Origin of the sequence: Morganella sp. HSTU-ASny43 (assembly GCF_022819185.1) — a bacterium.
In the GTDB taxonomy this organism is placed as follows: domain Bacteria; phylum Pseudomonadota; class Gammaproteobacteria; order Enterobacterales; family Enterobacteriaceae; genus Morganella; species Morganella morganii.
This window is the reverse complement of sequence record NZ_WSPG01000005.1, coordinates 1-14840: the sequence shown is the minus strand read 5'-3', so window position 1 is coordinate 14840 and position 14840 is coordinate 1. Positions and strand designations below refer to the sequence as shown.

Genomic DNA, 14840 nt, shown 5'->3' with positions numbered 1-14840 from the left:
AATGTTTACAGTTTATCACTCCAATGATCTGGATCTGCTGAAAGATCTGATATGCCATATTATTGATAATGATAAAATTAATGATCCTTTTTGTCCTGAAACCGTGCTGGTGCAAAGCCCGGGGATGTCTCAGTGGCTGCAAATCAGCCTGGCAGAAAAACTGGGTATTGCCGCGAATATAACATTTCCGCTGCCCGCCACATTTATCTGGGATATGTTTACCCGTGTCCTGCCGGACATTCCGAGGGAGAGTGCCTTCAGTAAGGGCGCAATGACCTGGAAGCTGATGTCACTGCTGCCGCAGCGCCTTGATGATCCGGATTTTGCCCCGCTGCGCCATTATCTTGATGATGACGGGGATAAACGCAAACTGCATCAGCTATCGGGACGTATTGCTGATTTATTTGACCAGTATCTTGTCTACCGGCCGGACTGGCTGACGGCGTGGGAAAATAATGAACTGATTGACGGGCTGAGCCAGAACCAGTCCTGGCAGAAATGCCTGTGGCAGGATTTGCAGACACTAACCCGCAGCCTGGGGCAGCCGGAATGGCACCGTGCCAATCTTTATCAGCGTTTTATTGATGTGCTCAATGAAGGTGACCCGGAGATTGTCGCCAATCTGCCGCCCCGCCTCTTCATCTGCGGTATCTCCGCATTACCGCCGGTGTATCTGCAGGCTCTGCGGGCGCTCGGGCAGCATACCCATATCCATCTGATGTTTACCAATCCCTGTCAGTATTACTGGGGCGATTTACAGAGCCCGGCTGCACTGCGGCGTATGCTGGCGCGCAAGCCGCAAAGCTATTGGGATAAAAAAGCTGTCAGCTGGTTTAAATCGGATGAGGATGCACCTTCACTGTTCGATTTTGAGGCTGACGGGGAACAGAATACCGGTAACCCGCTGCTGGCATCATGGGGGCGTCCCGGCCGGGATAACCTGTTTTTCCTGGAAGATATTGAAGAAATCCATGCTATTAAAGCTTTTGTCGACCGCCCGGCAGATACACTGCTGTCTGCTGTTCAGCAGGATATTCTTAATCTGGAAGACGGCAGTGTGGTGGGAAAAAACAAAGAGGAGTTTGTCACCAGTGAGCGGCGGCGGGTGATTGCGGATAATGACCGCTCCCTGACATTCCATTCCTGCCACAGTCCGCAGCGGGAAACAGAGATTTTGCAGGACTATTTACTGAACCTGTTGGAGAATGATCCGTCACTGACTCCCCGCGACATTATTGTGATGGTGGCGGATATCGACAGTTATTCTCCTTATATTCAGGCGGTTTTTGGCCAGGGAAACGAAAACCGCTATCTGCCGTTTGCTATCTCAGACCGTAAAGCCCGCCAGGCTCACCCGGTATTACAGGCAGTACTGACACTGCTGGAATTACCGCAGAGCCGTTTCACCTCAGAGCATGTACTCAGCCTGCTGGAAGTCCCGGCGGTGGCGCAGCAGTTCGGGCTGGATGAGAGCGACTTACCGCTTCTGCGCCGCTGGGTCAGCGGATCCGGTGTCCGCTGGGGGCTGGATGACCATAATATTGAATCTTTCTCACTGCCGGTTTTTGGCCAGAACACCTGGAAATTCGGGCTGGAACGCATGCTGCTGGGCTATGCCATGGCAGAGGAGGAAGGTACCTGGCGCGGGATCCTGCCGTATGACGAGGTTTCCGGTATGTCAGCGGACCGGGTCGGACAACTGGCTGCTTTTATTGATACGTTGCGGCAGTGGCAGAAAATACTGAGTGAACCGCGGACACCGGCACAATGGCGTGAAACCGGTTCTGAGCTTCTGTCTGCCTTTTTCATGACGACACCGGATACCGAACCGGTGCTCAGTATGGTGTTACAGCAGTGGCAGCAGGTACTGGATCAGGGGGTTAAAGCCTGTTATGACGGCGATGTTCCGCTTGCATTGATCCGGGATGAGCTCTCTCTGCGGCTGGATGACGAGAAAATCAGCCAGCGCTTTTTATCGGGAGCGGTAAACTTTTGCACGCTGATGCCGATGCGTTCTGTGCCGTTTAAGGTTATTTGCCTGCTGGGTATGAATGACGGTGTGTACCCGAGGACAATCCCGCCGCTGGGGTTTGATCTTATGGCGGAAAAAAGCCGCCGGGGTGACCGCAAACGCCGGGATGATGACCGCTATCTTTTCCTGGAGGCGCTGGGGTCAGCAAAAGAATATTTATATATCAGTTATATCGGCCGATCTATCCGCGATAATGAAGAGCGTAACCCGTCAGTGCTGGTCAGTGAACTGCTGGAATATGCCGGTCTCAGTTTTTGTCTGGAGAAAGACCGGTTTGCTGACCTGGATACCAGCCGGGAAGCGCTGGAAAATCATCTGATTGTCCGGCACACCAGGGTTCCGTTTGCGGCGGATAACTACCGGGAGGGCGCGGAATTTCAGAGCTTTTCGCCGCAGTGGTTACCGGCAGCATTACGGCAGGGCGAAGCGCAGGGGCCGTTTAATGTCCCGGTTCCGTCAGAAGATATAACAGAAATAACCATTGATCAGCTGCTGAGGTTTTACCGTCATCCGGTCAGGGCATTTTTTCAGCAGCGTCTGAATGTCCATTTTGATATTGAGGATGTGGCTCTGCCGGAAGAAGAACCGTTCAGTGTTGATAATTTACAGCGTTACGGGTTTAACACCCGGCTGCTTGATGCGCTGGTGGACGGCGAACCGGAAGAGCGGGTCTTCCGCATACTGAAGGCGGCGGGGGAACTGCCGGCCGGGGCGTTTGCACAGGTTTACTGGGAAGAACAATTACAGGAAATGGATGTTCTGGCGGAGAAAATCCGTAATGCACGGACAGAATCTGATATTGAGTCGTTTCACTATGTTACCGGGCCGTATACTTACAGCGGGCAACTGACCGGAGTTCAGGAGAACGGGCTGCTCCGCTGGCGTCCGGCGGCACTTACCGCCGCTGACGGGCTGCGTTTGTGGATTGAACATCTGACATACAGCCTGAGCGGACGGCAGCAGTACAGCCGGATGTACGGGCGCGGTGATACGGTGTGGATCTTTGAGCCGCTGACGGCAGAGCAGGCGCAGGGCTATCTGCGTCAGCTGCTGGATGTGTTTGTCCGTGGTCTGAATGAGCCGCTGCCTGTCTTTGTCAAAAGCGGCTGGGCATGGCTGACCACACTGGCGGATGAGAACACCGGTGAACTCTCTGATGATGATGCACTCCAACATAAAGCCGGTTTACTGCTTCTGCAGACACTGCAGGGGGGATATCAGTTTACCGGTGAGGCGGAGGACGATTATGTCGTCCGCGCATTCCGCCATTTTGATGAAGCACTTATGGATGCAATAAAGCAATTTTCACAACAACTCTTTTTGCCGATGTTTCAACATCAGAAGAACAGGGAGAATGAGGCTGATGCCTAAACAACTAGTGCAGTTTATTTTTACGCTGCTTTTCTTTTTTACCGGTGCCAATGCACTTGCTCAGAATAACTGGCAGGTTCTGCCCGGAGAGATTGAGAAAAGCGCCAACGATCCGCGTCAGTATCAGGCAATCACCCTGAAAAATAATATGACGGTTCTGCTGATTTCCGATAAAACCGCGCGCAAATCAGCGGCGGCAGTCAGTTTGGCCATCGGCAGTATGGATGAGCCGCAGAGCCAGGCTGGTCTTGCGCACTATCTGGAACATATGGTGCTGATGGGTTCAAAACGTTTCCCTGAACCCGGTAATTTCAGTGATTATCTGGCGAAGCACGGCGGCAGCCATAATGCCAGTACCGGCTCCAATTACACTGACTTCTATTTTGAAGTGGAAAATAATGCGCTGAAAGGGGCAACGGAGCGGCTGGCTGATGCCCTGGCAGAACCGCTGCTGGATCCGGTGAATGCGGATAAAGAACGTAATGCGGTTAACGCTGAGCTGACCATGGCGCGTTCCCGTGACGGGCACCGCATGTATCAGGTCCGGGCGGAAACCTGGAACCCGGCACATCCGATTTCCCGTTTTTCCGGTGGTAACCTGGAAACCCTTAGAGATAAGCCCGGCAGCATCCTGCATGAAGAGCTGCTGAAGTTTTATAATACCTATTATTCATCCAATCTGATGAAAGCTGTTATCTACGGACCGGAGTCCCCGGAAGAACTGGCAAAACTGGCCAATGAGACGTTCGGCACGATTCCGGATCGCCACGCAGCTGTTCCGCAGATTACCGTTCCGCTGATCACCGCAGCCGAGCAGCAGAAAATCATTCACTATGTTCCTGCGCAGCCGCAGAAATCGCTGGATTTTGAGTTTGTCATCGACAACAACAGCAAAGATTTCCGCAAGCAGACAGATACCTATATTGCGTATCTGCTGGGAAGCCGCAGTGAAGGTACGCTGGCGAACTGGCTGATATCCAACGGGTTGGCGGAGAGCGTCAGTGCATCGGCATCCTCAACCCTGGCACGTAACCAGGGCGTGTTTATTATCTCTGTCTCACTGACTGATGAGGGCATGGCGAAGCGCGATGAAATTACCGCCGCTGTTTTTGCGTACCTGAATCTGATTAAAGAAAAAGGGATCAATAAAGACTATTTCGATGAAATCGCCCGCGTGAATATGCTGGCATTCCGCTACAGCTCGGTTGTCCGTGATATGAACTATGTTGAATCACTGGCAAATACGATGATGGAATATCCGGTAAAAAATGTTCTGAATGTCGGCTATCTGGCTGATGACTGGGATCCTGCCGCCATCAAAGCCCGCCTTGCGGATTTAACACCGGAAAAAGCCCGCATCTGGTATACCAGCCCGCAGGAACCAAGCAATAAAAAAGCCTATTTCGTTGATGCGCCTTATCAGGTGGATGCAGTGACTGCAGCTCAGCTGGATAAATGGCGTAAATCTGAAGGTGATTTCCGTTTCTCTCTGCCTGCACTGAACCCGTTTATTCCGGATAATTTTGATCTGATCAAACAGCAGGAACAGCAAAAACCGGTACAACTGACAGACACTGCAAAACTGCGCCTGTTCTATATGCCGAGCCGCTATTTTGCGGATGAGCCGAAGGCAATTATCGCGCTGGAACTGCGTAACCGGAATGCCGGCAGAACAGCCAAAGATGTTGTCACCAGCGCGTTGCTCAGTTATGTCAGTGAACTGAAGCTGAATCAGCTCAGTTATCAGGCCAGCGTGGCAGGAATGGGGATCAATATCAGTGATGATGATGGTCTGAATATCAGCGTCAGTGGTTATTCCCAGCATCTGCCGGAACTGCTGACCACCGCAGTGAGTGAATACCAGTCCTTTACACCGTCAGCATCGGAGCTTGCACAGGCGAAATCCTGGTATCGTGAGCAGGTTGCGGTATCGGATAACGGCAAAGCCTATGAAATGGCAATGCGTCCGTTCAGCCGTCTGAAATCAGTGCCTTATTTTGAAGATAAAGAACGCCTCGCAGCGCTGGACACCATTACCGAAAGTGACATCACGCAGTACCGTGACCGTCTTATCCGTGAAGGTGCTCTCCAGATGTTTGTATTCGGTAATCTGACAGCACCTCAGGCAAAGCAGATTGCATCGAAAGCTCAGGCACAGCTCGGTTCACAGGGTACGGAATGGTGGGTCGGGGATTACTATGTGATTGATAAAGCCCTGAAACCAAACTTTGACGAAAAAGCCAACAGCACAGATAACGCGCTGGCCAATATCTTTATTCCGGACGGTTATTCACGGACGGAAGGTGCTGCATTCTCGTCTGTGCTGTCGAAAATTCTGCATCCGTGGTTCTATGATCAGTTGCGGACACAGGAACAGCTGGGGTATGCCCTGTTTGCATTTAACCCGAACTTCGGCCGCCAGTGGGGGATCGGTTTCCTGCTGCAAAGCAATGAAAAGAATCCGGCTTATCTGTCACAACGCTTTGATGATTTTTATATCAATGCGGAAAAACGCCTGAAAGCACTGGATAATGCGGAGTTTGATAAATACCGTAATGCACTGCTGACTGAAATGACACAACCGCCGGAAACCTTTGAGGAAGAAGCATCCCGTTATTCATTTGATTTCAAAAATAATTACTTTGATTTCAACACCCGCGAGCAGACGATTGCGGCGGTGAAAAAAATGACCAAACAGGATGTGGTGACATTCTATGAGAACGCGGTGATGTCGAAAAAAGGACTGGCGCTTTACTCTCAGGTGACCGGTACCGGCGGCAAAGCGGATGATTACGCGAAACCGGCCGGATGGACGACGTATCCGTCTGTCACGGCTTTCCAGGCGCTGTTACCTGTTAAAGAAGAAATCCGGTAAAACGATGGCGGCTGAATCTTTAAATCCGATGACAATACCGCTGCAGGGGCAGCGGTTAATTGAGGCCTCTGCCGGTACAGGGAAAACTTACACCCTGGCCCGGCTCTATCTGCGTCTGCTGCTGGGTATTGGTGAAGGGGCATTTGTCCGGCCGTTATCGGCGGAAGAGATCCTGGTGGTGACCTTTACCGAAGCGGCAACCAATGAACTGCGGGGGCGTATCCGTGAGAACATCCATAAGTTGCGGATCGCCTGTCTGCGTCATGAAGAAGGCGGGGAACCGGGGGAGGATTACGGATTCGGTCCGCTTCTGGCGCTGATTGAGGATAAACAAAGTGCTGCTCAGCGCCTGCTGCTGGCTGAACGGCAGATGGATGAAGCCGCCATTTTTACCATCCACGGTTTTTGTCAGCGTATGCTGACACACAACGCCTTTGAATCCGGCGTGCTCTTTGAACAAACGCTGATTCAGGATGAGCATCCTGTCCGTAAACAGGCCTGCGAGGACTTCTGGCGGCGTCATTGTTACCCGCTGCCGGTTGAACTGGCCAGAGCCATTACACAGCTATGGTCTGATCCTGAGGCGCTGCTGCGGGATATTTACCCCTGGCTGCAGGGGGAACTGCCAGGGATTACCGATGCACCGGAATCGGATGAAACATTACTTTCCCGCCATGAGAAAATTATCGCCGCGATTGATGAGGTCAAACAGTGCTGGCGGGAAAGTGATGCTGATTTTGTCAGTCTTATTCAGAACTCTGATCTGAATAAAAGCAGTTACCGCGCCAACCTGGTGCCCGGATGGATTGCCGGCATTGATGACTGGGCGAAGGAAACCGAAACCACACATTACGCACTGCCGAAAAATATAGAACGTTTCAGTCAGGCAGTGCTGGATGAAAAAACCAAAAAAGGCGGTACGCCGCCGTCACATCCGGTGTTCTCTGCGATTGAGGAACTGACAGCACAGGCACTGACGCTGGAGGATATCCTGTTTACCCGCGCGGTGTATGAGATCCGCCGGACCATCACGCAGGAAAAACAGAACCGGGGCGAAATGGGATTTGATGATTTGCTGACCCGGCTGGATAACGCGCTGCATCAGGAAAACGGCGCTCTGCTGGCGCAGACACTGCGCAGACGTTTTCCGGTGGCGATGATTGATGAATTCCAGGATACCGATCCCCAGCAATACCGGATCTTCCGCACTATCTACCAGGAAAACACCGGTGACAACGGCACACCGGCAGATCCGTACGGGCTGCTGTTTATCGGTGACCCGAAACAGGCGATTTACGCCTTCCGCGGCGCGGATATTTTCACCTATATCAAAGCGCGGCAGGATGTCAGTGCGCATTACACTCTTGGGACTAACTTCCGTTCCGCGAAGACGATGGTCGACAGCGTCAACAAGCTGTTTTTACAGGCGGATGAGCCTTTCTGCTTTAAACAGATCCCGTTTCAGCCGGTCAGTTCCGCACCGGATAATGATGAGGCCGCTTTTATTATCGGCGGAAAAACACAACCGGCGGTGCAGTTCTGGTGGCAGGCCGCAGAGGGGGTCAGCAGCGGGGATTATGAGCGGACAATGGCGGGAGTGTGTGCCGGGCAGATCCGCGACTGGCTGGATGCCGGACAAAACGGCACGGCACTGATTGGCAAGCCCGGGAAACAACGGCCGGTCAGTGCGGCAGATATTACCGTGCTGGTACGCAGCCGCCGGGAAGCACAACTGATAAAAGATGTCCTTAACCAGCGGGCGATCCCGTCTGTTTTTCTCTCAAACCGCGACAGCGTGTTTGACACACCGGAAGCCCGCGAGTTGCTGTGGCTGCTCCAGGCGGTGCTGAATCCGGAAAAGGAGCGGTTGTTGCGCAGTGCGCTGGCATCCGGGTTGTTTGGTCTGAATGCTGCGCAAATTGATGCACTGAATCAGGATGAAGCTGCCCGTGACAGGCTGGTGGACGAGTTCGCCGGTTATGGTCAGATCTGGCAGCAGCAGGGCGTTCTGCCGATGCTGCGCCGGGTGCTCAGTCAGCGGAAGATTGCGGAAAATCTTCTGGTGGGGCAGGACGGTGAACGGCGCTTAACCGATATCATGCATATCAGTGAGTTACTTCAGGAAACATCACTGACGCTGGAAAATGAACACGCCCTGGTGCGCTGGCTGGCACAACAGGTATTACGCCCGGATGCGCAGTCAGAAAGTCAGCAGATGCGGCTGGAAAGTGATCAGCATCTGGTTCAGATTTGCACTATCCATAAATCCAAAGGGCTGGAATACCCGCTGGTGTGGCTGCCGTTTATCTGTAATTTTCAGGCGGGTGGTCAGCGGCTTTATCATGATGAAACCACCTTCGAGCCGTGCCTGACACTGTCACCGGATGAAACACAGCTTGCCCTGGCGGATAAAGAACGTCTGGCAGAGGATTTACGTCTGTTGTATGTGGCGGTGACGCGGGCGGTTTACCATTGCAGCCTGGGTGTTGCGCCGATTATCAGAGGGAACCGCAAAAAAACAGGTAATACCGACCTGCATCTTAACGGGCTGGGGTATCTGCTTCAGAACGGACAGGCATGTGACAGCAAAACCCTGGCGGAGCGGCTTGATGCTTTTTGTCAGGGCGACAGCCCGGTTGCTGTCACCCGGATAACAGAACCACAACTGCAACTGTGGCAGCCCGGTATGTCACAGCCGCCGTCCCTGGCGGTGAAGCCGTTTACCCGGAATGTCAGCAGCCGCTGGCGTGTGACCAGTTACAGTGGCCTGAGTTACGGTGCATCGTCCGGCGGCACTGTGTATACACAGGACAGACAGGAAGAGATGATGGCGATGATCCGTTCTCTCAGCCCGTCACTGGATACAGATACGCTCGGTGAAGTGCAGGACGAAACCGGAACGGCACAAACCGCCGGTACCTTCCCGCGCGGTGCGATGGCGGGGACATTCCTGCACAGCCTGTTTGAAGAGCTTGAATTTGATAGTGAGCCCTCACTTGAGTGGCTGAGGGAGCAACTGCTGTCATACGGATTCTCTGCTGAATGGGCACCGTTCCTGCAAACCTGGTTCACGGATCTGGTTAATACACCGTTGTCTGCGGAAGGGCCGGTGCTCAGTGCAATCCCGGTACGTTATAAACAGGATGAAATGCAGTTTTTCCTACCGATAGACGGCGACCTGACCGCGCAAAAACTGGATGCACTGACGCGGCAGTATGATCCGCTGTCAGCACAGGCACCACCGCTGGATTTCGCGGCAGTGACCGGTATGCTGAAAGGCTTTATTGACCTTGTGTTTTATCACGACGGTAAATATTACATAGCGGACTATAAATCAAACTATCTGGGTGACAGTCACGCAGATTATCAGCCGGACGCACTGGCGCAGGCGATGCTGGAACACCGCTATGATTTGCAGTATCAGCTGTATACGCTGGCGCTGCATCGCTATCTGCGCCACCGGTTGCCGGATTATGACTATCAGACGCATTTCGGCGGTGTGTATTACCTCTTTCTGCGCGGCATGACACCGGACCATCCCGGCCGGGGGATCTGGTTTTATCGCCCGGAGCAGGCATTCACGGAACAACTGGATGCCCTGTTTAAAGGGGAGGAAGGTTAATGAATACTCACTTACAAATCTTGTGTGCAGAGCAGATCCTGCGTCCCCTGGACTGTCAGTTCGCCGCCATGCTGGCACCGGACAGTCATCCTCTGCTGCAACTCGTCTTTGCCCTGCTCAGTGCACAAACCGGCGGCGGACACGTCTGCCTGCCGCTGTCGCGGATTATTCCCGCAGCGGAACAGGGCGGACGGCATGCGGAGATCATGCAGTCTGTCTGGGAGGCACTGAATGAGCCGGGACTGCCGGAGATAAAAGCGGCGCTGTCTGCCTCTGATGCGGTTAGTGATGGCTCACTTCCCGCACCGGTTGTGCTGTCAGAAGAGAATTTGTACCTGCACCGGATGTGGCAGTATGAATGCCGGGTGGCGGAATTTTTCTCCCGGCCTCAGCGGATTTCTGCTGATGCAGAGAAACTGCGCCCGGTTCTGGATGCATTGTTCGGTACGGAAGAACCGGAGGACTGGCAGAAAATTGCCGCAGCGGTAGCGGTCAGCAGCCGGACTTCCGTTATTTCCGGCGGGCCCGGTACCGGTAAAACCACAACCGTTGCCCGTATTCTGGCGGCACTGGTGCAATCCGCCGCTGAGCCGCTGCTGATTGAACTGGCAGCACCGACCGGCAAAGCGGCAGCCCGCCTGACTGAATCACTGGGTGAGGCGATCGCGCAGCTTGATTTGACGGATGCACAGCGGGCCATGATGCCGGAGCAAGCCAAAACCCTGCACCGCCTGCTGGGCGCTCAGCCGGACAGCCGCCGGTTACGCCATCATCAGAAAAACCCGCTGATGTCGGATGTGCTGATTGTGGATGAAGCATCCATGGTTGATTTACCGATGATGGCGTCACTGATTGATGCACTGCCGGAGAACGCTATTCTGATCCTGCTGGGGGATAAAGATCAGCTGGCTTCGGTGGAAGCCGGGGCGGTGCTGGGGGATATCTGCCGTTTTGCTGAATCCGGTTACACACCACAGCGGCGGCAGGCGCTGGAGGCTATGACCGGCTGTGTGCTGCCGGATAAGTCGCCGGCGCATCCGGTCAATGTGCAGGATCACCTCTGCCTGCTGCGTAAAAGTTTCCGTTTTGATGCCGGTTCCGGCATCGGGCAACTGGCCACCGCAGTTAACAACGGCGATATCCGGGAAACCATGGCGGTTCTCGGCGGGCAGCGGCCGGATGTCCGTTATGTGCCGCTGGAGGATGAAGAAGGCTATGCTCAGGTACTGACAGACACCATGAAAGCCTATCTGCCGTTTTTATCACTGGTGAAACAGCATGCCGATCCTGCAGCGGTGCTTGACGCCTTCAGTCAGTTCCGGCTGCTCTGTGCGCTGCGTGAAGGGCCGTTCGGTGTGGAAGGGCTGAATGAGCGCATTGAACGGCTGCTGCATCAGCAGGGGCATATCCGCCGTCCGCTGATACACCGGCACCGTGCCTATCACGGTAAACCGGTGATGATAAGCCGCAATGACAGCCCGCTGGGGCTGTTTAACGGTGATATCGGGATTATGCTGACGGATGAAAACCATGAGCTGCGGGTGTATTTCCGGCTGCCGGACGGCACTATCAGGAGTATCCGCCCGAGCCGTCTTCCGGCACACGAAACAGCATATGTGATGACGGTGCATAAATCACAGGGCTCTGAGTTTGCTCATACCGCGCTGGTGCTGCCGGTGCAGCCTTCGCCGCTGGTCAGCCGTGAATTGCTGTATACAGCACTGACGCGGGCGAAGCAGTTTCTGACCATATACAGCCGGGAAGAGTGTGTTAAGCGGGCGGTGAAAACGCCGACTCAGCGGTACAGCGGACTGAGCGGGCGTTTGCGTTAGTCCGGCGGATTACTGAAAGCCCAGGATCAGGATTTTTGAGCGCCGCTGATAGTTATACAGCGCCTGTTTTTTGACCGGCAGGTTTTCAATTTCTGCCGGGACAAAGCCGCGCTCCTGAAACCAGTGAATGCTGCGGGTGGTGAGCACAAACAGCTTTTCCAGTCCGATCTGCTTTGCCTGCTGTGTGACCCGGTGCAGCAATTCCTCGCCGCGTGCGGAGCTGCGGTAATCGGGATGCACCGCCACGCAGGCCATTTCACCGATTTTCTCTTCCGGATACGGATAGAGTGCGGCACAGGCAATCGTGGTATTATCGCGTTCAATAATGGTGAATTTGTCGATTTCCATTTCCAGCTGTTCGCGGGAGCGGCGTACCAGAATACCCTGCTGCTCCAGCGGGCGGATAAGCTCGAGGATCCCGCCGATATCATTGATATTGGCGCGGCGTGTCTGTTCCGAGCTTTCCATCACAATCTGTGTCCCGATACCGTCGCGGGAGAAGAGTTCCTGGATAAGCGCGCCGTCCTCCTGGTAACTGAGCAGATGGCTGCGTTTCACGCCCCGGCGGCAGGCTTTCACCGCACCGCGCAGGAAACGGACGGTTCCGGAGTAATAATCGCCGCCGCCTTCCAGCGCCTGTACATAGTGCTCTGCATCATTCGGGTGCATTTCGGAGATAATCCCGCCGTCATCCGCCACCACACCTTGCGCAGAGCAGAAACCGATTAGCTTTTCTGCTTTCAGTTTGACGGCAATCTGCGTGGCAATTTCTTCGGAGGTCAGATTAAAGCTTTCACCGGTGACAGAAACCGCCACCGGGCCAATCAGCACGATACCGCCGTTATTGAGCTGACGGTTGATAGCATCTTCATCGATCCGGCGGATACGCCCGCTGTGGCAGTAATCAATACCGTCATCCACCCCCAGCGGCTGGGCTATCACAAAGTTTCCGCTCACCACATTGATATGCGCGCCCTGCAGCGGTGTGTTGCTCAGACACATCGACAGACGGGCGGTGATATCGAGCTGTAACTGTCCGGCTGCCTGCTTGACCAGCTCGAGAGTCCGCGCATCTGTCACTCGGGTATTTTTGTGATAAACCGGCTCGCACTGATGGGCCAGCAGATTTTTTTCAATTTGCGGACGGGCGCCGTACACCACAATCAAGCGGATGCCGAGGCTGTGCAGTAAGCCGATATCATTAACAATACCGGGAAAATTTTCATGCTCGATAGCTTCGCCGCCCAGCATCACCACAAATGTTTTGCCATGGTGAGCATTAATATAAGGAACCGACTGACGGAATCCGTCCACCAGTTCGATACTGCGCTCTTTCATAACACCCTCGTAAGTGAATTTTTATTCGTAATTTATGTATTTTTATTCTTTTGCAAAGGAATAGCAAGCGTAAATTTTGGTCGCCGGTTAAGATTTCACCGGGTTTTATGCCGCGTTATCGCCATATAAGCCAAAAATGCATAATGACAGGGCGCAAATGATTAGATAAAGTGCCGTTTAAATTATTTACGGAATAAATTGTTCTGCTTCTTTATTTTCCGGTTTTCATAACCCGCACCGGTTATTGTTGATTTGATTTACGCTATGGATATTTTTTCATGAGTCATTCTGAACATGATGCGTCGCGCCGTCTGTTACTGAAAGGAGCTGCGGCGTTTTGTCTGCTGAGTATCAGCCCGTTCGGCTTTGCGGCGTCGTCACAGATTGTGGCGGTGCGTATCTGGCCGGCATCCAGTTATACCCGTGTGACTATTGAGTCGGATCATCCGCTGAAATATAAGCAGTTTTCACTGCAGAACCCGGAACGTATCGTTGTTGATCTGAAAAATGTGCACCTCAACAGTGTGCTGAAAGGGATGGATAAGCAGGTGCAGGATCGCGATCCGCATCTGAAGCTGATCCGTGTCGGTCAGAATGATCCGCAGACTGTCCGCCTGGTGTTTGAAGTGAAACAGGCGATGAGCCCGCAGGTGCTGGAACTGACCCCGGTCGCTGAGTTTAAAAACCGTCTGGTGCTTGATTTTTATCCGAAAAATGGTGCTGCGACAGAAGACGATCCTCTGCTGGCACTGCTGGAAGATTACAACCGCGGTGATCTCGAAGAAAGCCTGCCGCGTGAAACGCCGAAACCGGGTAAAGCCGGTCAGGACAGGCCGATTGTTATTATGATTGACCCGGGCCACGGCGGGGAAGACCCCGGTGCTATCGGGAAATACAAAACCCGCGAAAAAGATGTGGTGCTGCAGATTGCCCGCCGCCTGAAGTCGCTTATCGATCGCGAGCCGGGTATGCGTGCCTATATGACGCGCAACGAGGATGTGTTTATCCCGCTGTCGGTGCGCGTGGCGAAAGCCCGTAAAATGCGGGCGGATCTGTTTGTCTCAATCCATGCGGATGCCTTTACCAACCGCTCTGCCAGAGGTTCGTCGGTCTTTGCGCTTTCGACGCGCGGGGCAACCAGTAATACCGCAAAATATCTGGCTCAGACCCAGAACGATGCGGATAAAATCGGGGGCGTCAGCAAAAGCGGCGACAAATACCTCGACCAGACCATGTTTGATATGGTGCAGAGTGCGAGTATCAAAGACAGCCTTAAATTCGGTTCAGAAGTGCTGAAACGGATGGGAAATGTCAACAAACTGCATAAGCGCACGGTTGATCAGGCAGGGTTTGCGGTGCTGAAAGCACCGGATATTCCGTCGATTCTGGTGGAAACGGCGTTTATCAGTAACCTTGAGGAAGAGCGTCTGCTGAAAACGGCCAAATTCCAGCAGGAGATGGCAAATTCTATTTTCCTGGGGATTAAGGCGTATTTTGCCAACGGCGGGGCTGTCGCACGACGCAACTGAAAATACGGTTTATCACAGAAATTGTGCATCACAAGGATGTGGTGTGAAACGGACAGATACAGTACAGACATAGTTATGCACTGAAAAAAATCGTTTTCAGGAATGAATTTTGTGTGTTTTCAGGAAAAGTTGACAGAGAATTTGTCAGAAGAGTGGTTGCGGGGGCCGGATTTGAACCGACGACCTTCGGGTTATGAGCCCGACGAGCTACCAGGCTGCTCCATCCCGCGTCTGTGAGGCG

The 14840-nt window shown here is 53.4% G+C and carries 6 protein-coding genes and 1 tRNA gene; 5 read left to right on the top strand and 2 right to left on the bottom strand.

The window, feature by feature from the left end:
• Position 1: 1 nt before the first annotated feature.
• The 4 genes from recC to recD are packed head-to-tail and all read left to right on the top strand — an operon-like array spanning position 2 to position 11732.
• Positions 2-3403: an exodeoxyribonuclease V subunit gamma gene (gene recC / locus GN208_RS03835; RefSeq protein WP_061057627.1), complete on the top strand. Its 3402-nt coding sequence runs from the start codon at positions 2-4 to the stop codon at positions 3401-3403.
• Positions 3396-6278 carry a pitrilysin gene (gene ptrA / locus GN208_RS03830; protein ID WP_015422455.1) on the top strand — a complete coding sequence of 961 codons (2883 nt, stop codon included), beginning with the start codon at positions 3396-3398 and terminating at the stop codon, positions 6276-6278. The genes recC and ptrA overlap by 8 nt, the downstream gene beginning before the upstream one ends.
• Positions 6279-6282: 4 nt before the next feature.
• Positions 6283-9900 carry an exodeoxyribonuclease V subunit beta gene (gene recB / locus GN208_RS03825; RefSeq protein WP_004237196.1) on the top strand — a complete coding sequence of 1206 codons (3618 nt, stop codon included), beginning with the start codon at positions 6283-6285 and terminating at the stop codon, positions 9898-9900.
• A complete protein-coding gene (recD, locus tag GN208_RS03820) occupies positions 9900-11732 on the top strand; it encodes an exodeoxyribonuclease V subunit alpha (RefSeq protein WP_004237197.1) in 1833 nt (610 codons plus the stop codon). Before recB ends, recD begins: the two co-directional genes overlap by 1 nt.
• 9 nt (positions 11733-11741) lie before the next feature.
• On the opposite strand, the gene argA is transcribed toward recD, so the two are convergent.
• Positions 11742-13070 (bottom strand): amino-acid N-acetyltransferase, encoded by a 1329-nt coding sequence (gene argA, locus GN208_RS03815; RefSeq protein WP_004237198.1) that lies wholly within the window; start codon positions 13068-13070, stop codon positions 11742-11744.
• Positions 13071-13348: 278 nt separating this feature from the next.
• On the opposite strand from argA, the gene amiC reads away from it, so the two are divergent.
• Positions 13349-14599 (top strand): N-acetylmuramoyl-L-alanine amidase AmiC, encoded by a 1251-nt coding sequence (gene amiC, locus GN208_RS03810; protein ID WP_004237199.1) that lies wholly within the window; start codon positions 13349-13351, stop codon positions 14597-14599.
• Between the two features lie 153 nt (positions 14600-14752).
• Here the strand turns inward: amiC and GN208_RS03805 are convergent.
• Positions 14753-14829, bottom strand: a tRNA-Met gene (locus tag GN208_RS03805).
• Between the last annotated feature and the right edge of the window lie 11 nt (positions 14830-14840).